General features: G+C 59.5%; 21 protein-coding genes. 12 read left to right on the top strand and 9 right to left on the bottom strand.

The genetic code is table 11. The features are described from left to right. Window positions 1-66: 66 nt before the first annotated feature. The 3 genes from aroQ to DQ405_RS17130 all read right to left on the bottom strand — a co-directional run bounded on the left by aroQ (window position 67) and on the right by DQ405_RS17130 (window position 2,843). On the bottom strand, window positions 67-510 hold the full coding sequence (aroQ, locus tag DQ405_RS17120) for a type II 3-dehydroquinate dehydratase (protein WP_168425259.1): 444 nt from the start codon (window positions 508-510) through the stop codon (window positions 67-69). Between the two features lie 153 nt (window positions 511-663). Further along, window positions 664-2,448 carry a protein-disulfide reductase DsbD gene (locus DQ405_RS17125; protein WP_168425260.1) on the bottom strand — a complete coding sequence of 595 codons (1,785 nt, stop codon included), beginning with the start codon at window positions 2,446-2,448 and terminating at the stop codon, window positions 664-666. A 71-nt stretch (window positions 2,449-2,519) separates the two neighbouring features. Next, window positions 2,520-2,843, bottom strand: coding sequence for a Rieske (2Fe-2S) protein (locus DQ405_RS17130; RefSeq protein ID WP_168425261.1), 324 nt, complete (start codon window positions 2,841-2,843; stop codon window positions 2,520-2,522). Window positions 2,844-3,026: 183 nt separating this feature from the next. Between DQ405_RS17130 and DQ405_RS17135 the strand changes: the two genes are divergently transcribed. The 3 genes from DQ405_RS17135 to DQ405_RS17145 are packed head-to-tail and all read left to right on the top strand — an operon-like array spanning window position 3,027 to window position 5,678. Next, window positions 3,027-4,010 carry a FecCD family ABC transporter permease gene (locus DQ405_RS17135; RefSeq protein WP_168425298.1) on the top strand — a complete coding sequence of 328 codons (984 nt, stop codon included), beginning with the start codon at window positions 3,027-3,029 and terminating at the stop codon, window positions 4,008-4,010. After that, window positions 3,989-4,777 (top strand): heme ABC transporter ATP-binding protein, encoded by a 789-nt coding sequence (locus tag DQ405_RS17140; protein ID WP_446730891.1) that lies wholly within the window; start codon window positions 3,989-3,991, stop codon window positions 4,775-4,777. Before DQ405_RS17135 ends, DQ405_RS17140 begins: the two co-directional genes overlap by 22 nt. Before the next feature lie 10 nt (window positions 4,778-4,787). Next, window positions 4,788-5,678, top strand: coding sequence for a ChaN family lipoprotein (locus DQ405_RS17145; RefSeq protein WP_168425263.1), 891 nt, complete (start codon window positions 4,788-4,790; stop codon window positions 5,676-5,678). 236 nt (window positions 5,679-5,914) lie between these two features. On the opposite strand, the gene DQ405_RS17150 is transcribed toward DQ405_RS17145, so the two are convergent. The 4 genes from DQ405_RS17150 to DQ405_RS17165 all read right to left on the bottom strand — a co-directional run bounded on the left by DQ405_RS17150 (window position 5,915) and on the right by DQ405_RS17165 (window position 9,568). Continuing rightward, window positions 5,915-6,712, bottom strand: a complete 798-nt coding sequence (locus DQ405_RS17150; RefSeq protein ID WP_168425264.1) for a cyclic nucleotide-binding domain-containing protein — start codon at window positions 6,710-6,712, stop codon at window positions 5,915-5,917. 105 nt (window positions 6,713-6,817) lie between these two features. Further along, window positions 6,818-7,090 (bottom strand): TfoX/Sxy family protein, encoded by a 273-nt coding sequence (locus DQ405_RS17155; protein WP_168425265.1) that lies wholly within the window; start codon window positions 7,088-7,090, stop codon window positions 6,818-6,820. A gap of 8 nt (window positions 7,091-7,098) precedes the next feature. Further along, a complete protein-coding gene (locus DQ405_RS17160) occupies window positions 7,099-7,851 on the bottom strand; it encodes a class I SAM-dependent methyltransferase (protein ID WP_168425266.1) in 753 nt (250 codons plus the stop codon). A gap of 154 nt (window positions 7,852-8,005) precedes the next feature. Then, window positions 8,006-9,568, bottom strand: a complete 1,563-nt coding sequence (locus DQ405_RS17165; protein WP_168425267.1) for an AAA family ATPase — start codon at window positions 9,566-9,568, stop codon at window positions 8,006-8,008. A gap of 155 nt (window positions 9,569-9,723) precedes the next feature. Here DQ405_RS17165 and mrcB point away from each other — a divergent pair, with 155 nt between their 5' ends. Genes mrcB through DQ405_RS17180 form a run of 3 tightly spaced genes read left to right on the top strand, consistent with a single transcriptional unit; the run spans window position 9,724 to window position 13,119 of the window. Next, entirely contained in the window at window positions 9,724-12,036 is a 2,313-nt protein-coding gene (mrcB, locus tag DQ405_RS17170) for a penicillin-binding protein 1B (RefSeq protein ID WP_168425268.1), read from the top strand. 58 nt (window positions 12,037-12,094) lie between these two features. Further along, the gene (locus DQ405_RS17175; RefSeq protein WP_168425299.1) at window positions 12,095-12,793 is read left to right on the top strand and encodes a tetratricopeptide repeat protein; all 699 of its coding nucleotides are present in this window, start codon (window positions 12,095-12,097) and stop codon (window positions 12,791-12,793) included. Next, window positions 12,793-13,119, top strand: a complete 327-nt coding sequence (locus tag DQ405_RS17180) for a YqcC family protein (RefSeq protein WP_168425269.1) — start codon at window positions 12,793-12,795, stop codon at window positions 13,117-13,119. The genes DQ405_RS17175 and DQ405_RS17180 overlap by 1 nt, the downstream gene beginning before the upstream one ends. Window positions 13,120-13,140: 21 nt before the next feature. Here the strand turns inward: DQ405_RS17180 and DQ405_RS17185 are convergent, their stop codons facing one another. Further along, window positions 13,141-13,572 carry a DUF4124 domain-containing protein gene (locus tag DQ405_RS17185; RefSeq protein WP_168425270.1) on the bottom strand — a complete coding sequence of 144 codons (432 nt, stop codon included), beginning with the start codon at window positions 13,570-13,572 and terminating at the stop codon, window positions 13,141-13,143. A gap of 402 nt (window positions 13,573-13,974) precedes the next feature. On the opposite strand from DQ405_RS17185, the gene DQ405_RS17190 reads away from it, so the two are divergent. The 6 genes from DQ405_RS17190 (at window position 13,975) to msrQ (ending at window position 19,924) form a co-directional block, all read left to right on the top strand. Continuing rightward, complete coding sequence (locus DQ405_RS17190) at window positions 13,975-15,699, top strand: acetolactate synthase 3 large subunit (RefSeq protein ID WP_168425271.1); 1,725 nt, start codon at window positions 13,975-13,977, stop codon at window positions 15,697-15,699. 2 nt (window positions 15,700-15,701) lie between these two features. Further along, window positions 15,702-16,193, top strand: coding sequence for an acetolactate synthase small subunit (gene ilvN / locus DQ405_RS17195; RefSeq protein ID WP_168425278.1), 492 nt, complete (start codon window positions 15,702-15,704; stop codon window positions 16,191-16,193). Between the two features lie 45 nt (window positions 16,194-16,238). Continuing rightward, entirely contained in the window at window positions 16,239-17,255 is a 1,017-nt protein-coding gene (ilvC, locus tag DQ405_RS17200; RefSeq protein ID WP_168425280.1) for a ketol-acid reductoisomerase, read from the top strand. 149 nt (window positions 17,256-17,404) lie between these two features. After that, window positions 17,405-18,238, top strand: coding sequence for a CDP-diacylglycerol--serine O-phosphatidyltransferase (gene pssA / locus DQ405_RS17205; protein WP_168425282.1), 834 nt, complete (start codon window positions 17,405-17,407; stop codon window positions 18,236-18,238). Between the two features lie 58 nt (window positions 18,239-18,296). Then, window positions 18,297-19,307, top strand: a complete 1,011-nt coding sequence (gene msrP / locus DQ405_RS17210; RefSeq protein ID WP_168425284.1) for a protein-methionine-sulfoxide reductase catalytic subunit MsrP — start codon at window positions 18,297-18,299, stop codon at window positions 19,305-19,307. Continuing rightward, a complete protein-coding gene (gene msrQ / locus DQ405_RS17215; protein ID WP_168425286.1) occupies window positions 19,307-19,924 on the top strand; it encodes a protein-methionine-sulfoxide reductase heme-binding subunit MsrQ in 618 nt (205 codons plus the stop codon). Before msrP ends, msrQ begins: the two co-directional genes overlap by 1 nt. A 191-nt stretch (window positions 19,925-20,115) precedes the next feature. Here msrQ and DQ405_RS27180 read toward each other — a convergent pair. Beyond that, on the bottom strand, window positions 20,116-20,373 hold a 258-nt coding region (locus DQ405_RS27180), incomplete at its 5' end, for a hypothetical protein (protein ID WP_206678911.1).

Here is a 20,373-nt window from a genome sequence, read left to right on the forward strand (position 1 = left end):
CCAGGTAAGTTCATAAGGCATTGCTGCTCGCTTCTTCGAGGCCGGCGCATGCCGCGCGCGGTCCTGTCAGGAAGCAGCGAGTTGTTCCAGGGCGGCCTCCAATGCCAGGCGGTAGCCGCTGGCGCCAAGGCCGCAGATCACCCCTACCGCGACATCCGAAAAATAGGAGTGATGGCGGAAAGGTTCACGCTTGTGCACGTTGGACAGGTGCACTTCGATGAATGGGATGCTCACCGCCAGCAGCGCGTCACGTAACGCGACGCTGGTATGCGTGAAGGCGGCGGGATTGATCAGGATGAAGTCCACACCTTCGTCGCGCGCGGCATGGATGCGCTCGATCAGTTCGTATTCGGCGTTGGACTGCAGATGTAGCAGGTGATGGCCGGCATCGCGGGCCCGTTGCTCCAATCCCTGGTTGATCTGCGCCAGCGTAATTGCGCCATAAACACCGGGTTCGCGAGTGCCGAGCAGATTCAGGTTCGGGCCGTGGAGGACCAGAAGCGTCGCCATGAGTATTCCTTGTTGTTCTGTCCAATCAGCGCCTTCGACAGGCACGATGGGTGAAGGGAAAAACTATGCACGAAGGGAGGGCTGACTGTCCAGTCATGTCTCGATCGGCGTAAATGCCGGCATTATGACTGGAGATTGCTGCAGGAGCTCCCGTTAGCGGGATGCCTCGGCGGTATTCAGCCGTTTTGCGAACTGGCGGGCATCAATCTCACCAACGACGCGTGCCTTTGCCAGTTCCCGTCCCGTGGGGCCGAAGAACAGAACCGCCGGCGGCCCGAAGAGCTTGTAACGATCGAGCAAGGCGCGCTGCTCCGAATTGCTGTCGGTGATATCGAAGCGAATCAGGCGATAGGCGGCCAGGCGCGGTGCAATCTGCGGGTCGGCGAATACTTCGCGTTCGATCACCTTGCAGCTGATGCACCAGTCGGCGTACCAGTCGAGTATCAGGGGTTGCCCGGCTGCGCGAGCCGCATCGAGCTGAGCATCGAGCTCGGCAGGCGTAGAGACGGTGTGCCAGCCTTCGGCGTTGCTGCTGAAGCTCCCGCCGATATTCGACGCCTGGCTCGGCAATGGCCGCAGCGGATCGGAACCTCCTTGCAGTGCGCCGATCCATGCTGCCAATGCGTAAACCAGTAGGACTAGGCCTAGCAGCTGCGCGAGTTTTTGCCGTGCCGTTTTAGGCGTAAGTTCAAGCGTGCCGAGAAACAGCGCTGTACCGGCTGCCAGCAGACCCCACAGCGCCAGCGCCAGGGAGCTTGGCAGCACCCGCTCGAGCATCCACACCGCAACCGCTAACAGCAGTACGCCAAAAGTGTTGCGGACAGTGACCATCCAGGGCCCGCTCTTGGGCAACAATGCACCGCCGCCGGTGGCGAACAGGATCAATGGCACGCCCATGCCGAGGCCGAGGGCAAATAGCTTCAGGCCACCGCCTAAAGCATCGCCGCTGGCGCTGATATAAAGCAGTGCACCGGCGAGAGGGGCGGTGACACACGGCGAAACCAATAGGCTGGACACCGCCCCAAGTAGCGCAGCACCCATGAATGAGCCGCCTTTGACATTGCCGGCAAGGGCGTCGAGGCGACGGCTCAGTGACTGAGGCAGGCGCAAGTCGAACAGGCCAAACATGGCCAAGGCAAAGGCGACGAAGAACAGCGCGAAGGGCACCAGTATCCAAGGCGACTGAAGACGTGCCTGCAGATTCAATTCGGCGCCGAATACGCCCATCAACGCGCCCAGCAGGGCGAAGCCACCTGCCATCGGCAGCACGTAAGCGACCGATAGCAGGAAGCTGCGCACCCCGCCGGTCTGGCCACGCAGCACCACGCCAGAGAGGATCGGCAGCATAGGCAATACGCAAGGCGTGAAAGTCAGGCCCAGCCCGGCAAGGAAAAACAGCGCCACTGAGCGCCAAGACAGGGCAGTGCTGTCATCGGTCGTGCTGTTAACCGTGCTGGATGCAGACGCGGTGGGCGCCGATGTGGCTCCTATGTCGAAGGTTTCGGTTTCCGGTGGGTAGCAAAGACCTTTATCGGCGCAGCCCTGATAGGTGACCTGCAGCGTGAACGGTCTATCGTCAGGGTTCTGTATCGGTAGCTCGACGTCGAGCACACCGTAGTAGACCTCGACCTCGCCAAAATAATCGTCGGTCTTCTGCTCGCCTGCCGGTAACTTCGGCTCCCCGACGACCACCCCGGCATCGCTGGCCTTGAACTGGAAGCGATGACGGTACAGGTAATAGCCTTCCGCTGCGATGAAGCGCAGCTTGATCCTCTCAGGCGCCGCCTCCATCAGGCTCAGGCGGAAGGCCTCGCGCACCGGAAGGAAGTCCGCACTGTTATTCAGCCCGCCCAGGGTAGCGCTCGGGCGGCTATCGAACAGACCGGCAGCGGCGGGAAGGGCGAACAGCAGGATCAGCAGGCTCAGCAAACGGCGCATGGTCATCTCACAGGGTGCAATCGCGCCATGATACCCAACGTGGCGCATCATCGCCCGGGCGCAACGTCGCACTATTGCTCGTTTTGCAACCAGATTATGCCGTCGCGTTCGATGGCAGAGCGTGCTCGAAGGGCTTGGCCAGCACAGGGCCCCGCCACGCATTCACCCGTGTCGATCAGAAACAATGCCCCGTGAGTTGCGCACTGGATCAAACTGCCGCTGCTGTCGAGAAACTGATCCGGCAGCCATTCCAATGGTATTTTCCGGTGCGGGCAGCGGTTCTCGTAGACGTGCAGGGTACCGTTCTTGCGTATTGCGAGGAGCCGCTGGCCTTGTATTTCCAGGCCCTTGCTTTGGCCTTCAGCGATATCGCTCGCCGCACACAATCGAAACATTTCCCCTCCTTTTATTGCGACGATTAGCGCCTGATGTCTGGATAGATGTAGAGCTCAGCCGATTAATGCTGGCGGCCCCGTTGGCTGGCTTTTATCCTTCGCGTCGAACTCTCACTGGCGATATCCCTGATGAGCCCTGTGCTGTCTGTGCGCCCCCTGTTTCTTTCGCTGGGTCTGTTGTGGCTGATTGCATTCTGGTTGTCGCTGGCGCTGGGGCCGGTCAGTCTATCGTTTGGCGAAACGCTGGGCGCCATGTTTCGCCTGCTTGGCGTTCCGTTGCAGGGCCAGAGTCTCGGGTCGGCGGAGCTCATCCTGGGGCAGATAAGGCTGCCGCGCGCCTTGCTCGGGTTGGCCGTAGGCGCTGTGCTGGCGCTCTCTGGCGTCGCCATGCAGGGGTTGTTTCGCAATCCGCTAGCTGACCCGGGGCTGATCGGTGTTTCCAGCGGTGCCGCATTGGGCGCCGCTTTGGTCATCGTCGGCGGCGAGCTCATGGGCGGTATCCCGCCACTGCTGGAGCCATATCTGTTGTCGTTGAGCGCATTCGTGGGCGGTCTCGGCGTCACCGTGCTGGTGTATCGCCTCGGGCGTCGCGATGGTCGTACCCATGTAGCCACGATGCTGCTCGCCGGTATTGCGCTGACCGCTCTGGTGGGCGCCTTGATCGGGCTCTTCACCTATCTTGCCGATGACACCACGCTACGCACGCTGACGTTCTGGAACCTCGGCAGCCTCAATGGCGCGAACTATGCGCGGCTATGGCCGTTGCTGCTCGTGACGTTGGGGGTGGCGATCTGGTTGCCGCGCCGCTCCCAGGCGCTGAATGCACTGCTGCTGGGTGAATCCGAAGCACGTCACCTGGGATTCGATGTTGAACGACTCAAGCGTGAGCTGGTGTTCTGTACCGCGCTGGGTGTGGGTACCGCAGTAGCGGCGGCCGGCATGATCGGATTCGTGGGCTTGGTGGTTCCGCACTTGGTGCGGCTGATGATCGGCCCCGACCACCGGTTGCTGTTGCCGGCCTCGGCGCTGGCCGGCGGGAGCCTGTTGCTGCTGGCTGACCTGTTGGCGCGGCTGACGCTGGCGCCTGCGGAATTGCCGATCGGTATCGTTACCGCTCTGCTAGGCGGCCCTTTCTTTCTTTATCTATTACTGCGAGGGCGCCCGTGACCCTCGGTGCTTACGGGATCTCGGTACGCCGTGGTGCTTCAACGGTGCTGGCTGATATCGATCTCGAATTGGTGCCCGGCGAAGTTCTCGGTGTGTTAGGGCCCAACGGTGCAGGCAAGAGCACGTTGCTCGGGGCGTTGAGTGGCGAACTGGCGGTCAGTGCCGGCGAGGTATTGCTACAGGGAAAATCGCTGCACGGCTGGAATGGACCTGAGCGCGCACGTTGCCTGGCGGTGCTGCCGCAGAGTTCGACTTTGAGCTTCGGCTTCCGGGTCGATGAAGTGGTCAGCCTTGGTCGATTGCCCCATGCCAGCGGTCGCGAGCGCGACAAGGAAATCGTCGCCGCTGCGCTGCACGCCTCGGACGCACAGCATCTGGCTCACCGCAGCTATCTGACGTTATCCGGTGGCGAGCAACAGCGCGTGCACCTGGCTCGCGTGCTTGCGCAGCTGTGGCCGGGTAGCGCGGGGCAGGTGCTTTTGCTCGACGAGCCAACTGCCATGCTCGATCCCTTGCATCAGCACAGTATCTTGCGCGCGGTCCGGCACTTTGCCGAGCAGGGCGGCGCGGTGCTGGTGATCTTGCATGATCTAAACCTTGCTGCACGCTATTGCGACCGCCTGTTGCTCTTGGCGGATGGCTGCACTCGGCTGAGCGGTACGCCTGAAGAGGTGCTGCGTGCCGAGCCTTTGAAAGCCGTGTTCGGCCTCGACGTGCTGATTCAGCCGCATCCAGAGCGTGGCTACCCGCTCGTGATTGCCCGTTGAGGAACCGGTGATGCGATTTATGTTGTCCGTTGCCCTGGTCTTGCTTACTGCCTGTCAATCGACGCCGCCATTGCCGCCGTTGCCGTCCTGGCAGAGCCCCGAAGGTCTGGACCAAGCTAATCTCGGCCAGATCATCGATATGCGCAGCGGTAACAGCCTTACGCCGCAACAGCTGGTGGAGAAATTGGCCGGTGCCGAACGAGTACTGGTTGGCGAGCGCCATGACAACCCTGACCACCACGCGTTGCAGCGCTGGCTTCTCAACGCACTGGCGCAGCGGCGTGAGCAGGGCAGCCTGCTATTGGAGATGCTCAATCCAGATCAGCAGGGGAAGGTAGCCCGCACGCAGGAATCGATCCAGGGAGGGCGCTGGCCGGCGGATCTGCCTGCCGCGCTGGGATGGCAAAAAGGATGGGATTGGCAGCTGTACGGACCTTTAGTCGAATATGCATTGGCGCAGCCCTATCCGGTGCTATCGGCGAATCTTGATCGCGCCGAAATAACCGGTATCTACCGGCGCAAACCGCGGTTGACCGGGGCGACAGCGGCCGAGCAGGTGCAAGGGGCGTTACTGGAGCAGATCCGGGTTTCCCATTGTGGTCTGCTGCCCGAGGCGCAACTGCCGGCGATGCTGGCCGTGCAGCAGCAACGTGACCGTCGGATGGCCGAGCGGCTGGAGGCGGCGCCGATACCGGCTATGTTGCTTGCAGGTGCCTTTCACGTGCGTCGCGACCTTGGGGTGCCTTTGCATCTGGATCGAGAGGATATCGGCACTACCCGGGTGCTGTTGCTTGCGGAAGTGGGAGCGTCGCCGCAGGCGGGGCAGACCGATTTTGTCTGGTTTACCCCGGCCCTGCGGCAGCAAGACCATTGTGCGGAACTCCGCGACAAGACCAAATAACCGGCAAGCGCAGTTTGTGGCGCAGGTACGGTTTATCCAGGGCAAAAAAAGACCCGGCAAGAGCCGGGTCAAAACCGTGATTAGCCTGATGAGGAGATAATCTGAAAGTCCGATTGCCTGGCCTTCCAGCTTACCAGCTGATCTCGCGACCAGTGGTGCTAATAATAACAATTCTCATTATTAGGTCAACAGGCGATTCAAAATTAATTCACCGCTCGTCGCTGACCCTTACCGAGCTACGCAGATAGTGGCAAACGCAGCTGAGTGACTTCCTTATTGAGCAAGTCGATGCGTCTGGCCATGCTTTCTATCAGGCTGTGAGCAATCTTCGGGTTGCTCTGCATCAAACCGAGGAATTGGTCCTTGGGGATCAGCATCACGGTGCAGGCGGAGGTGGCAACGACTGTCGCGCTGCGTTTTTCCTGGGTGAATACGGCCATTGCGCCGAAGATTTCATCGCGCTGCACGTCACCGACTTTCTGCCCGTCAACAATCGCCTCGGCGTGCCCGTCGATGATGATAAATACATTGTCAGCATCGTCACCCTGGCGAATCAGTTCCTCGCCTGCGGCAAAATGTTGAAAGCCGGTCGTGGGGTGGATCTCGGGTTGCTTCAGCCGCGCCAGTGCATCGCAGAGAAGTGCTGTCTGGCCAATGAGGTACTGAGTAAAGAGCTCCTGCCGATGTGGATCAGCATGTATATGCTGAAATACCGCGCTACGCGAGTAGGGGATCAGGCGAATCGATTCGTCGCTGCGATAGCGGCAGGACGGCGTTTCGATCCCTTGGCGGAGGCCTAGAATATCTCCTTCCTGCACGTAGAACAGCGGCCTGTCATCCACGAGCGCGTGCAGCAACCCGCTTTCGATGATGAACAGTTGCTGCTCGGGTAGCTCCCCCGCCAAATCGTCGGAGCCTTTGATTTCGATAGGTGGTGCGAAGGGTGTCAGGCCTTCAAGGAGTTGCGCGGGGATCCCCTGCAAGCGGTTGATCAGTTGATCGGCGTAAGCCGGTTGTTCCCCGAGTAAGTACATAACGGCAATCCTTGGACAAGCGGGCTCACAAAGGTTGAGCGATGCGCGTGTTCACAGTAAGGCCGCAGCAGGCGGGAGTAAATTGGCTTACGTAGAGGTTGTGAGCTAGCTCTTGTCTCTGGCGTCGTGCTTGTCCAGATGCTGGTTCAGCTCGCTCTTGAGTGTGTCAGGCAGCTCCTTCCAGTTGATATCCCGAAGGGCGCCTTCGATGGCATAAAGCAGCACGCGTGACGCGCTGAATCCTCGTGATTTAACCGCTTGGTAAGCGCTGACCGCGCCGAGCCTGCGCAGGTCCTCGGCGGTGTGGATGCCGGAAGCGTGCAGCCATTGGGCGGATGTCTTGCCGAGGTTTCTCAAGGTCAGCAACTCGTCGTGCATGATTGCTCCTATCGGCCCGGATAGCCGGCAAGGAAATGAAGCGGCCAGCGGACTCTACGCTGCCGTTCGGGCGCTCCCCATAACTGCATGAGCTCGGGCTCCAGCTCAGCTACGGGATCCCTGCCGTGGATCTGCAGCCATTTTTTTACCGCCGACCAGGTGCGCAGATAACCGAGCATCTGATGGAAGTTCCATTGGGTCTCGATGGTGAATTCTGGAGGCGTGATGGTTTCGAACGGGGCTTTGATGTCGCGATAACCCGCATCAACGCTGGCGCGGCCGTGTGGCCAGTAACCGCTTAGCGTTTTGCCGTGCAGGCGAGCGATCACGGCATCGATCGACGGCTCGAGACGAAGCAGGCTGTAGCACCACGCGCAAAACAGACCATCCGGTGCGAGCACCCGCTTTGCTTCGGCAAAAAACACCGGAGTCGCGAACCAGTGCAGCGCCTGTGCAATTACCAACAGGTTGGCCTGACCATCGCGTAGCGGCAACCGCTCGGCCTGGGCAGCGAAACGCTGTGCGGATCGCCAGTTTGAGTGGCCGGTCAGCTGGTCAGGGCTGGCATCGCAGGCGATCACGCTGTCGAAGTGGTCCAATAGGGGAAGTGTCGCCTGACCGCTGCCGGCGGCAACGTCGAGTGCGCGGTGAGTTTGCGAGCACTGATCAGCGAGCCAGTCGAACAGAGTGGCCGGATAAGTCGGGCGGAACTGGGCGTAATCGTCGGAGCGAATCGAGAAAAGCCGGACGCTGTCACTCATGGCGATGGCCCGGCAGTACTAATGGCAGAACGCTGCGTGACATGGTCGACTTCCGAAGGCAGACCTATCCAAGTATAGAGACACCGGCGGGTTCTGCTCGGAACGGTGCCTGATTGCTGCCGATCATGCCTGGCTCGGCCCTCGGGTTCTAGGGCTAGAGCCCTGGTAGCCGTTGGCGAATCGCACTGACCAGATTGTCGAGGCTCTGCACGTCAGGCGTATCGATCTGCCGGCTGAGCAACTGTTCGCTGTCGGTAAGCGGCTCGCGTGACGCCTGTTGTGTCTTGATGACCGTCATGGTCGCGTCGGACGGGTCGCCACCTTCGGCCTGTCGTTGGGTCAGCCACTGTTCGATAACCGCATCCGGTGCCTCGCAGGAGAGGATCATGAACGGCACGCCAGTTGATTCCGCCACCTGCCAGGCACTTTGGCGGTGCTTCTGCTTGAGATAGGTCGCATCGATTACCACCGAAAAGCCTGCATTCAGTGCCGTCTCGGCTAGTGCGTGCAGTCGCTGGTAGGTCGCCTCGCCGGCTTCTGCGTTGTAGATGCCAGCGTCCAGTTCGGTGGCAAGGGCTTCTGGCTGTGCACCATACAGTCGCTTGCGTTCGACATCCGAGCGCAGCCTGATTGCGCCGAGGGCCTCGACCAGGCGTAGCGCAACCTGACTCTTGCCGACCGCCGATACGCCGTGGGTGATTGCGAGGAAGCGGGATGGAATGGCGCTGTAGCTTTCAGCCAGATTGGCGTAGCTGCGGTACTGGCGCAGGATTACCCGGCGCTGCACGGCGTCCTGTTCCTGATGGAGTCGAAATAGGCTGACCTTGGCGCGAACCAGGGCCCGATAGGCTTTGTACAGGTTGAGCAATTCGAGGGCTGCGTAGTCTCCAGTACGTTCCAGCCAGCTGTTGATGAAGCGGCGTGCCTGGCACTTTAAACCGCGATCTTCCAGGTCCATTGCCAAGAAGGCGGCGTCGGAGGCGATATCGATCAGTCGGAAGGGCTCGTTGAATTCTATGCAGTCGAACAGCACAACTTTGTTTTCGATGATCGTGGCATTGCCCAGATGCAGGTCACCGTGGCATTCACGGATGAAGCCCTGCTGGGTGCGCTGCTCTAGCAGAGACTGCAAACGGGCGATGCTGGTTTCGGTCCAGTCATGCAGCGCATCGAGCTGTTGCAGGTCGGATTGCTCGGTCAGCAAGGGGCGGATTTGCTCGAAGTTCTGCCGCATCGGCGCAACGATCGCTTCGGCATTGTTCAGCGGATGCTCGGCTGGCACCTGGGGGATGCTGAGGTGAAACTGGGCGATCTGTTCGGCCAGGGCATCGATATGTGCGTCGGTCAGTTCGCCGCGCGTTTGCACTTCTGCCATCAATTGAGTTTGTGGAAACTCGCGCATCTGCAACAAGTATTCGATCGGTTGACCTTCGCCGCCGATCACCGGGGCCTCGATGCTGCCGGTTACAGGCAGAACGCGCAGATACAGGTCTGGTGCCATGCGTTGGTTCAGGCGCAGCTCTTCCTCACAGAAATGCTTGCGATCCGCCAGGTCGGTAAAGTTGAGAAAGCCGAAATCCACCGGTTTCTTCATCTTGTAGGCGTAGGTGCCGGTGAGGATGACCCAGGAGATATGGGTTTCGATGACCCTGAAGCCGTCGACCGGATGGGGGTAGAGGGCCGGGTCTTGCAATGCGGTGATCAATGCTTGGCTCACGGTCATTCCTTGTAGATTGTCGGATGGGATGTGCGAGCCAATCGGGACGCGGGTCACACAGTCGGAAAGCGGCCCATTATGTCCGCCCCGGCTAGGCCTGCAAACCGCCAAGAGGCCGTCTTCTGAGCAAATCAAAGTGCGTATAATCCGCCGCCATGACTAAAGCACGCTCCCCTCGTTCTCGTTCCAAGCGCCGTTCTGGTGGTTCACGCCCCTGGCTGGGCTGGATGATCAAGCTATCCATAGTGGGCCTGGTAATATTTGCCGGCGTAGCCGTTTATCTCGATGCCGTGGTGCAGGAGAAGTTCTCCGGCAAGCGCTGGACGATCCCCGCAACGGTCTACGCACGCCCCTTGGAGTTGTTCGTTGGGCAGAAGCTGGCCAAGGAAGATTTCCTGACCGAGCTCGACGCGCTGGGGTATCGCCGCGAAAAAGCCGTCAGTGGTGCCGGTACCATGTCGGTCGCTGCCAACGCTGTCGAAATGCACACCCGCGGATTCCGCTTCTATGAGGGGACGGAGGAATCGCAGCGCATTCGGGTGCGTTTCTCCGGTGATTTCGTTGCAGGTCTGACACGCGCCAGTGGGGGCGAGCTGCCGGTGGCGCGCCTGGAGCCCGTCACCATTGGCGGCCTCTATCCGGCGCATAACGAGGACCGTATCCTCATCAAGCTGGATCAGGCGCCGCCCTACCTGATTGAAACGCTGGTTGCAGTAGAGGATCGGGAGTTTTTCGATCATTTCGGGGTGTCGCTCAAATCCATTGCACGAGCTGTTTGGGTCAACCTGACCGCTGGTGAAGTGCGCCAGGGTGGCAGCACGTTGACCCAGCAGCTGGTTAAGAACTTTTATCTAACCAACGAGCGCAGCCTCAGCCGTAAGGCTACCGAAGCGATGATGGCGGTGCTGTTGGAGCTGCATTACGACAAGAATGAAATTCTCGAGGCCTATCTCAACGAGGTATTCCTCGGGCAGGACGGTCGCAGGGCCATTCACGGGTTTGGCCTGGCCAGCCAATATTTCTTCGGTCGGCCTCTTGCTGAACTGAAGGTTCAGCACGTCGCACTGCTGGTCGGCATGGTGAAGGGGCCGACCTACTACAATCCACGGCGCCATCCGGAGCGGGCCTTGGAGCGTCGCAACCTGGTGCTCGCTCTTTTGGCCGAGCAGCAGGTGCTCAGTCCCGAGGAGGCTGCAGCGGCTCGGAAGACACCGCTTGGGGTGACGCAGCGAGGCAGTCTTGCCGATAGCTCCTATCCGGCATTCCTGGATCTGGTCAAGCGCCAGCTGCGCGAGGATTACCGCGAGGAGGACCTGACTGAGGAGGGCCTGCGGGTCTTCACCAGTTTCGATCCGATCCTGCAGCGCAAGGCCGAGAAAGCCATGAGCGAGACGCTGAAGCGCCTCGGTAAGGCGGCCGAAGGCGTAGAGGGTGCGATGCTGGTCACCAATCCGGAAACTGGCGAGCTTCAAGCGATGCTTGGCAGTCGCCAGCCTGGGTTCGCCGGGTTCAATCGGGCGTTGGACGCTTCGCGCCCCATCGGGTCGTTGATCAAACCGGCCATTTATCTTGCGGCGCTGGAGAAGCCCAGCCAGTACACCCTGACCAGCCTGCTTGAGGACGAGCCGTTCTCGGTCAAAGGGGCCGATGGGCAGGTATGGAAACCGCAGAACTATGGGCGCACCGCGCACGGTACCGTCTACCTCTATCAGGCGTTGGCCAATTCGTACAACCTGTCCACGGCGCGGCTGGGCCTCGAACTTGGGGTGCCACACGTATTGAAAACCCTGGAGCGGTTAGGTGTCTCGCCACAATGGCCGGCCTATCCTTCAATGCTGCTGGGCGCAGGTGGGCTGCGGCCTATCGAGGTTGCGGGTATGTATCAGACGCTCGCCAATGGTGGCTTCAATACACCGCTGCGCGCGATTCGCAGCGTTGTCGCGGCTGATGGCGAGCCACTTAGTCGCTACCCCTTCAAAGTGGAGCAGCGTTTCGATGCCGGCGCTATCTACCTGACCCAGTACGCCATGCAGCGCGCCATGCTCGAAGGGACGGGTCGCTCAGCCTACAATCATGTGCCGAAGTCTTTGGCGCTGGCGGGCAAGACCGGCACGACTAATGACTCACGCGATAGCTGGTTCGCAGGGTTCAGTCAGGACCTGCTGGCGGTGGTTTGGCTGGGGCGTGATGACAACGGCAAGACATCGCTGACCGGTGCCACTGGTGCGCTGCAAGTATGGGCAGACTTTATGCGCCGGGCCGATCCGCTGCCGCTACAACCCTCCCTGCCGGAGAATGTAGAGCTGGCGTGGGTAGATGCACAGACAGGTGGCGGGACGTCGGAGAATTGCCCTGACGCCGTGCAGATCCCGTACATTCGCGGCAGCGAACCTGTGCCGGGCCCTGGCTGTGGCATCCGGGCGCCGGCCGAATCGGTCATGGATTGGGTTCGTGGCTGGTTACCTTGAAGAGGTCGCCAGCTGATTGGAGTTTCAAGAGGTTCGAATATTGAACAAGCAATGGGTAATGGTCGTAGCAGCTGCTGTGCTGCTGCAGGGCTGCGCAACGGTTGAGCGAGGGGCGATACCCGTCGTCGATTCTGGAGCGCCTGTGTCTGAGGAAATTTCGGCCCGACAGTCCTCACGCTCCACCGGCCCGTCTGCTTCAACGGCGCGATCAGCGTCGGAAGATGCCGGCGTCATGGTCATGGTGCCTCAGCAGAGTTCCGAGCCGCTGCAGACCTTTCCAGCGCCAGATGGCGCGTTCTCGGGATCTTCGGATCCGGTACCGACCGCGTCAGAGCAGTGGCGCGCGCCGCAACCTGCACCAGCCCCGGCGCCGAGCCAATCTGCGCCAACCGGCATTCCCTCCAGCAGCGGGACGCTATCGGCCGATGAGCGACTTGATGGACCGGTACTGGCGCTGCTTACCACTGCTCAGCAGCAGCAGGGCGGAGGCGACCTGAACGGTGCGGCTTCCAGCCTTGAGCGCGCTCAGCGGATCGCACCCAGGGAACCCCAGGTCTTGTATCGCCTAGCCCAGGTGCGCCTGGCTCAAGGGGATGCGGTGCAGGCTGAGCAGCTTTCCCGGCGGGGCTTGAGTTATGCCAGCGGTCGTCCAGCGCTGCAGGCAAGTCTGTGGGAGCTGATCGCTCAGGCGCGTGAGCGTCAGGGTAACGCTGCGGGCGCCGCCCAGGCCCGGGAGCGAGCTAAGGTGGCGATGTGATGGATGATCGTGTTGCCGAGCTGGCCAAGCAGCTGCTGCTGATCGAAAAAGAGCTGCGTGTTCGCGATCTCTGGGCCTCCTCGCCGCCGGACTCCGCTGCTCTCGCCAGTCAGGAGCCATTCTGCGTCGATACACTTTCGTTCGAGCAATGGCTGCAGTGGATCTTTCTGCCTCGTATGAAAATCATCCTGGAGCAGCGTGAGGCACTACCGAACGCTTCCGGGATACTGGCCATGGCGGAGATGGTTTACCAAGGCCAGCCGCAGCAAATGGCCGGCTTGTTGCGGGCGCTGAAAGCGTTCGATGTTCTGATCAGTCGCGGCTAGGAGCCATGCACTTGCTTAAGGTTAGTCGCATGTCTCGGCGATTTTCTGTTGGGTTTCGCTGATGCGCGTCTGACGCTCTTCTTCATTCAGTCGACGCATTTCGCCTTCTTCTTCCACACGTACTCGCGGATTGTTCTGCAGTTGTGCCAAATTGGTTCGCAATGTGGTGCAGTATCGCTGGCGCTCGACCTTCTGCTCGGCCACCTCTTTTTTCACCTGGCGATCGATCTCGCGCTGTTCCGATTCTCCAGAGGATTCGGGGGCGGTTGGCGCCGCTGTGGCGGGCTTTGGCGGCGGCGTTGCGGTATTTAACGCTTCGGCGGATTGGCCCTGCGGGGGCTGCGCGCCGAAGTGGGTAACCCCTTGTGCATCCACCCACTTGTAAACCTGGCCGGCCATGACACTGCTGCTCAAGGCAAGCAGGAGGCCGCCCGCGAGAATCGTCAAACGCATGCTAATTCCTTCTGTGGATGCAAAACCAGGTCGGTACTATACGCAAAAGCCGAGTGCCTCCATTCTGCGCTGGATCACAGCTGAAACAGGCAGAAGGTCAACAGTGGACTTGACTTGCTGGAGTCTAATCCGAACAATTCCATGCTTGCTGTTCTGATCGGCCGATGAAACAGGCCTTTCAGTCAATCATGAAGGTGCACACCCGCGCCGACCTGTAACATCCGCAACGCGTTACCTCGCGCTGGGAGGAGCGCCCCGCAACACTTTGGGGCTTTCCTAATACTCGCTAGTCAGCTGCTGACGTAGTCGGCGACCACCGTCGCTCACGCGCTGTCTGGTAGTAAACCTATTTCTGGCCGGTCCGACGCGGGGCGGCTATCTGGCGTTTTAGAGGTGAACAACGTGGAACTTTTATCCGGCGCTGAAATGGTCGTCCGCTTCTTGCGCGACGAAGGCGTTAAGTACATCTACGGTTATCCGGGCGGCGCCTTGCTGCACATCTACGATGCGCTGTTCAAGGAAAAGGAAGTCACGCACATCCTCGTTCGTCACGAACAAGCTGCAACTCATATGGCCGACGGTTACGCTCGCGCTACTGGCAAGGCGGGCGTAGTCCTGGTCACGTCGGGGCCAGGCGCAACCAATGCCATCACCGGCATCGCCACCGCCTATATGGATTCGATTCCAATGGTGGTGATCTCCGGTCAGGTCGCCAGCAATATGGTTGGCACCGACGCTTTCCAGGAAACCGACATGATCGGTATTTCCCGGCCGATCGTTAAACACAGCTTCATGATCAAACATCCTTCGGAAATTCCCGAGGTGATGAAGAAAGCGTTCTACCTGGCTCAGTCCGGTCGGCCCGGCCCGGTCGTAGTTGATATTCCCAAGGACATGACCAACCCGGCTGAGAAGTTTGAGTACGTCTATCCGAAAAAGGCCAAGCTGCGCTCCTACAGCCCGGCGGTACGCGGCCATTCGGGACAGATCCGCAAAGCGGCGGAGCTCCTGCTGGGGGCCAAGCGACCGATCATCTACGCCGGCGGTGGCGTGATTATGGGCGGTGCATCATCACAGCTGACCGAGCTGGCGAAGATGCTCAACCTGCCAGTGACCAATACCCTGATGGGACTCGGCTGCTACCCAGGTAGCGATCGTCAGTTCGTTGGCATGCTCGGTATGCATGGTAGCTACACCGCGAACCTGGCGATGCATCACTCCGATGTGATTCTCGCTGTTGGCGCGCGCTTCGATGATCGCGTGATCAATGGCGCAACCAAGTTCTGCCCGAATGCCAAGATCATCCATATCGATATCGATCCGGCTTCCATCTCCAAGACCATCAAGGCCGACATCCCTATTGTCGGGCCGGTAGATAGCGTGCTTACCGAAATGGTCGCCATCGTCAAGGAGATCGGCCAGACGCCAAACGCCGATACCGTTGCCAGCTGGTGGAAGCAGATCGAGGAGTGGCGTGGCAGTCGCGGCCTGTTCCCGTATGACAAGGGCGACGGCACCATTATCAAGCCGCAAGCGGTTATCGAAATGCTGTGCGAAGTGACCCGGGGCGAGGCGTATGTCGCGTCCGATGTCGGCCAGCATCAGATGTTCGCTGCGCAATATTACCGATTCGACAAGCCCAACCGCTGGCTCAACTCAGGCGGTCTCGGCACGATGGGTTTCGGTTTCCCCGGTGCCATGGGCGCCAAGCTCAGCTTTCCTGAATCTGACGTTGCCTGCGTAACTGGTGAAGGCAGCATCCAGATGAACATTCAGGAGCTGTCGACCTGCCTGCAGTACGACCTGCCGGTGAAGATCATCAACCTCAACAATGGTGCGCTGGGCATGGTCCGCCAATGGCAGGACATGATGTACGACAGCCGCTATTCGCACTCCTACATGGAGTCACTGCCGGACTTCGTCAAGCTGGTCGAGGCCTATGGGCATGTCGGCATGCGCATTACCGACCTGAAAGATCTCAAGCCGAAGATGGAAGAGGCTTTCGCCATGAAGGACCGCCTGGTCTTCCTCGATATTGCCGTTGATACCAGCGAGCACGTCTATCCGATGCAGATCAAAGACGGTGCGATGCGCGATATGTGGCTCAGCAAGACGGAGCGGACCTGATCATGAGACACATCATTTCCCTGCTGTTGGAAAACGAACCGGGTGCGTTGTCCCGTGTGGTTGGTCTGTTCTCGCAGCGTAACTACAACATCGAAAGCCTGACCGTCGCCCCGACTGAGGATCCCACCTTGTCGCGGCTTACGTTGACCACCGCCGGCCATGAGGAGGTGATCGAGCAGATCACCAAGAACCTCAATAAGCTGATCGAGGTAGTCAAGCTGGTGGATCTGTCGGAAAGCGCGCACATCGAGCGAGAGCTGATGTTGATCAAAGTGAAGGCCACCGGCGCTCAGCGCGCTGAGGTCAAGCGCACCACGGATATCTTCCGTGGCCAGATCGTCGACGTAACGGCCAACGTGTACACCATCCAGCTGGCCGGTACGTCGGACAAGCTGGACAGCTTCATTCAGGCAGTCGGTACCGCATCGATTCTGGAAGTTGTGCGCAGCGGTGTTACCGGGATATCCCGTGGCGACAAAGTGCTGAGCATCTAACACATTTATTGAATGGCCCGACCGGCCAGTAACAGGGGTAATTCCATGAAAGTTTTCTACGATAAAGATTGTGACCTCTCCATCATTCAGGGCAAGAAGGTTGCGATCATCGGCTACGGTTCTCAGGGACATGCGCATGCCTGCAACCTGAAGGATTCCGGCGTCGACGTCACCGTTGGTCTGCGTGCAGGTTCCCCATCGGTTGCCAAGGCTGAGGCCCATGGCCTGAAAGTTGATAACGTCGCGGCCGCTGTTGCTGCTTCCGATGTAGTGATGATCCTCACTCCGGACGAATTCCAGGGCCGTCTGTACCGTGACGAGATCGAGCCGAACCTGAAGAAAGGCGCCACTCTGGCCTTCGCTCATGGCTTCTCGATCCATTACAACCAGGTTGTACCGCGTGCCGATCTTGACGTGATCATGATCGCGCCGAAGGCTCCAGGTCATACGGTGCGCTCCGAGTTCGTCAAGGGCGGTGGCATCCCCGACCTGATCGCCATTTACCAGGACGCATCCGGTAACGCTAAGAATGTCGCGCTGTCCTACGCATCTGGCGTTGGCGGTGGCCGTACCGGCATTATCGAAACCACCTTCAAGGACGAGACCGAAACCGACCTGTTCGGCGAGCAGGCCGTTCTATGCGGTGGTTGCGTCGAACTGGTCAAAGCCGGTTTTGAAACACTGGTCGAAGCCGGCTATGCGCCGGAGATGGCCTATTTCGAATGCTTGCACGAGCTGAAATTGATCGTTGACCTGATGTTCGAAGGCGGTATCGCCAACATGAACTATTCGATCTCCAACAACGCCGAGTATGGCGAATACGTTACGGGCCCTGAGGTCATCAACGCCGAGTCCCGCGCCGCAATGCGCAACGCGCTCAAGCGCATTCAGGACGGTGAGTACGCCAAGATGTTCATCACCGAAGGTGCTGCCAACTATCCGTCGATGACTGCCTATCGCCGCAACAATGCCGCTCATGGCATTGAGGTGGTCGGTGAGAAGCTGCGCTCCATGATGCCGTGGATCGCTGCCAACAAGATCGTCGACAAGAGCAAGAACTGATAGCGGTTCTGCTTGGAAAGAACGCGGCCTAGGCCGCGTTCTTTCGTTATGCCTGGTTGCATCTGATATAAACCGATGCTGCTGTCCGGCTGAACCCGTGATGTCAGGGTCTGTCGAAATTATTCACACCTGCTGTAAGGTAAATTTGCATGAGTGAGCATCCCGAAGAGCCGAACAAGCCAGTCGAGCCGGAGAGCTTGTTGCCAATCGATGAGCACGTCGAAGAGATTCAGGATTCCGAAGGACGCAAGGTTCGTCATCGTGGCATCTATTTGCTCCCAAACCTTTTCACCACCGCCAATCTTTTCGCCGGCTTCTTCTGCATCATCACAGCGATCAACGGCAACTTTTATGTCGCTGCCGCAACGGTGTTCGTAGCGATGGTGTTGGACAGTTTGGACGGTCGCGTGGCGCGCTTGACCAATACGCAGAGCGCATTCGGAGCCGAATATGATTCGTTGTCCGACATGGTGGCCTTTGGTCTTGCACCCGCTGTGCTGGCCTACGAATGGGCCCTTTCGGGGTTGGGGAATGTAGGGCTAACCGTTGCGTTCATCTACGTTGCGTGTGCCGCGCTGCGCCTTGCACGGTTCAATACCCAGATCGGAAAAGTCGACAAGCGTTGGTTTATCGGGCTGGCTAGCCCGGCCGCTGCCGGCGTGGTTGCAGGGTCGGTATGGGCAGTCTGGGCGCTGGACGAACCTGGCATTAGAGGCGTGGATTTACCAATCGCAGTGGTGATGCTGTTTGCACTATTAGTCGCAGCAGCTGGCTTGTTGATGGTCAGTAACATCAAGTACTACAGCTTCAAGGATTTGGATCTCAAAGGCCGGGTCCCTTTTGTCGCAATACTCGTGGTGGTTTTGATCTTTGCCGTTGTGTTCAGTGATCCGCCGCGCATTCTGCTGCTGATTTTCCTGGCCTATGCCGTTTCAGGGCCTGTGCAGTTCCTTATGCGTCGTCGTAAGCGCGTCGAGAGTTGATTTCTCCATTGATCCGCTGTCTATTGAGTGATCCAGGCCTCAGGCAGTGGAGCACATCATGCTTATCAGAATTCCTCGTCGCAGCGATTGCCGTGAATCAGAGGTAACCCCCGAAGCGCTTTATCTGAAGCGTCGGCAGATACTGCGGGGGGCTGTGTTATCGGCCGCCTGCGCAGGCTTTCCGCTGATGGCTCGCGCGCAGGAGGGGCGGTACGAAGGTGTGGACGCGGTCGGTGCGCCTGCTTGGTTCGACGCCAAGCTCGATGAGGCACGCTGGGCGGCCACCGTCGCGGAAGGTGAAGCCATCACGCCCTATCGCGATGCGACGCACTACAACAACTTCTATGAGTTCGGCCCGGACAAGGGCGACCCCGCAGCCCACGCCCCCACGCTCGTAACCGAACCCTGGACCGTCATGGTGGAGGGCGAAGTGGCGAATCCTGGGCGCTACTCCGTCGAGGATCTGTTTACGTCGTCCCGGCTCGAGGAGCGTATCTATCGCTTGCGTTGCGTCGAGGCGTGGTCGATGGTCATCCCATGGTTGGGCTTTCCCCTGGCTGAACTGATTCGCCGCCTCGAACCGACCTCCAATGCGAAGTTCGTGCGTTTCGAGACCCTGGCCAGGCCCGAGCAGATGCCAGGAATGCGAGCCGGCTTTTCGCTGATCGACTGGCCCTACGTCGAGGGATTGAGGATGGATGAGGCGATGCATCCGCTGAGTTTGATGGTGGTCGGCATGTATGGTCGCGTGCTGCCAAGCCAGAATGGCGCGCCCCTTCGCCTGGTTGTTCCATGGAAGTATGGTTTCAAGAGCATCAAGTCCATTGTGCGCATCAGCTTCGTTCGGGAGCAGCCGGCAACCACCTGGCAGACAATGGCGCCTCAGGAATACGGCTTCTATGCCAACGTGAATCCCGACGTCTCCCATCCTCGGTGGTCCCAGGCGAGGGAGCGACGACTGCCGGGTAGCCTGTTCAGCCCCAACGTCAGAGCGACGCTGCCATTCAATGGGTACGCCGATGAGGTTTCGAGCCTGTACGCCGGAATGGATCTGAGCAAGGACTATTGATGCGCTACCCATGGTGGCGGCTGTTGTTGTTCCTGGCCGCGACAAGCGTGCCCTGCTACTGGCTGTACCTGGGCGCTATCGCGGCACTGGGGCCCGACCCTGGCAAGGTGCTGGTGGATAATCTGGGACAAGGCGCTCTGGTGATGCTGCTGTGCTCGCTCGCAATGACGCCGTTGCAGCGACTCACAGCCTGGTCCGGATGGATCGCATTCCGTCGCCAGCTTGGACTGTGGTCGTTCGCCTATGCAGTGCTGCACGTCGCGGCCTATCTGTATTTTCTCCTGGGGCTCGACTTCACCGGCTTCACGGCTGAGCTCGTCGAGCGGCCCTATATCGCCGTGGGCGCGATTGCGCTGCTGGGGTTGTCGGTGCTCGCCGCTACGTCCAACCGTGGGAGCATGCGCAAGTTGGGCAAGCGCTGGAAGAAATTGCATCGGATCGTTTATCCGATTGTTTTCATCGTGCTGCTGCACATGCTATGGGTCGTGCGAGCCGACGCTGGACGCTGGGCGCTTTACGCCACGGTTGCTGCTGCCCTGCTGCTGGCACGGTTGCCATCGGTAGAAAGAAAGCTCGCTGGCCGCGGCAGGGCGAAGCGAGTGCGATCTGTTGATTGAAACAAAACTGCAAACAACCGTTGACGTACGATTCTGAGCACCTATAATGCGCACCTTCTCCGGCGCAGGCTTTTGGCGAAACCTCTTGTAAATCAAGAAGTTAGCGAAATAAAAGGCTTGCACGGGAGGCGGATTCGAGTAGAATGCGCCGGGCTAACAGGGTGGTGGTTTTGCGCTGTTGGTGGCTCTGGTCAGGTTGATTGGAAGCGGTTGAAAGAGGTGGTTGACAGCGGTTTTAGACGCTGTATGATTCGCCTCCCGCTGACGAGAGACGCTAGGTTGATCGGAAGCGCAAGCGGTTGAGAAGAAAGAAAAACTTCTTCAAAAACAGCTTGACGAGACACAAGGCTGCTGTAGAATGCGCGGCCTCGGTTGAGACGAAAGACTTGATCGAAACGCTCTTTAACAACTGAATCAAGCAATTCGTGTGGGTGCTTGTGAGGTAAGAC

It is taken from the genome of Pseudomonas sp. SST3 (genome assembly GCF_003325755.1).

What these genes read in the sequence shown, in the direction of transcription:
- msrP (WP_168425284.1), top strand. Translation starts at nt 18,297, where the DNA reads ATGCTTATCAGAATTCCTCGTCGCAGCGATTGCCGTGAATCAGAGGTA.
- msrQ (WP_168425286.1), top strand. Translation starts at nt 19,307, where the DNA reads ATGCGCTACCCATGGTGGCGGCTGTTGTTGTTCCTGGCCGCGACAAGC.
- mrcB (WP_168425268.1), top strand. Translation starts at nt 9,724, where the DNA reads ATGACTAAAGCACGCTCCCCTCGTTCTCGTTCCAAGCGCCGTTCTGGT.
- DQ405_RS17185 (WP_168425270.1), bottom strand. Translation starts at nt 13,572, where the DNA reads ATGCGTTTGACGATTCTCGCGGGCGGCCTCCTGCTTGCCTTGAGCAGC.
- pssA (WP_168425282.1), top strand. Translation starts at nt 17,405, where the DNA reads ATGAGTGAGCATCCCGAAGAGCCGAACAAGCCAGTCGAGCCGGAGAGC.
- DQ405_RS17130 (WP_168425261.1), bottom strand. Translation starts at nt 2,843, where the DNA reads ATGTTTCGATTGTGTGCGGCGAGCGATATCGCTGAAGGCCAAAGCAAG.
- DQ405_RS17145 (WP_168425263.1), top strand. Translation starts at nt 4,788, where the DNA reads ATGCGATTTATGTTGTCCGTTGCCCTGGTCTTGCTTACTGCCTGTCAA.
- DQ405_RS17160 (WP_168425266.1), bottom strand. Translation starts at nt 7,851, where the DNA reads ATGAGTGACAGCGTCCGGCTTTTCTCGATTCGCTCCGACGATTACGCC.
- ilvC (WP_168425280.1), top strand. Translation starts at nt 16,239, where the DNA reads ATGAAAGTTTTCTACGATAAAGATTGTGACCTCTCCATCATTCAGGGC.
- DQ405_RS17150 (WP_168425264.1), bottom strand. Translation starts at nt 6,712, where the DNA reads ATGTACTTACTCGGGGAACAACCGGCTTACGCCGATCAACTGATCAAC.
- ilvN (WP_168425278.1), top strand. Translation starts at nt 15,702, where the DNA reads ATGAGACACATCATTTCCCTGCTGTTGGAAAACGAACCGGGTGCGTTG.
- DQ405_RS17175 (WP_168425299.1), top strand. Translation starts at nt 12,095, where the DNA reads ATGGTCGTAGCAGCTGCTGTGCTGCTGCAGGGCTGCGCAACGGTTGAG.
- aroQ (WP_168425259.1), bottom strand. Translation starts at nt 510, where the DNA reads ATGGCGACGCTTCTGGTCCTCCACGGCCCGAACCTGAATCTGCTCGGC.
- DQ405_RS17125 (WP_168425260.1), bottom strand. Translation starts at nt 2,448, where the DNA reads ATGCGCCGTTTGCTGAGCCTGCTGATCCTGCTGTTCGCCCTTCCCGCC.
- DQ405_RS17155 (WP_168425265.1), bottom strand. Translation starts at nt 7,090, where the DNA reads ATGCACGACGAGTTGCTGACCTTGAGAAACCTCGGCAAGACATCCGCC.
- DQ405_RS17180 (WP_168425269.1), top strand. Translation starts at nt 12,793, where the DNA reads ATGGATGATCGTGTTGCCGAGCTGGCCAAGCAGCTGCTGCTGATCGAA.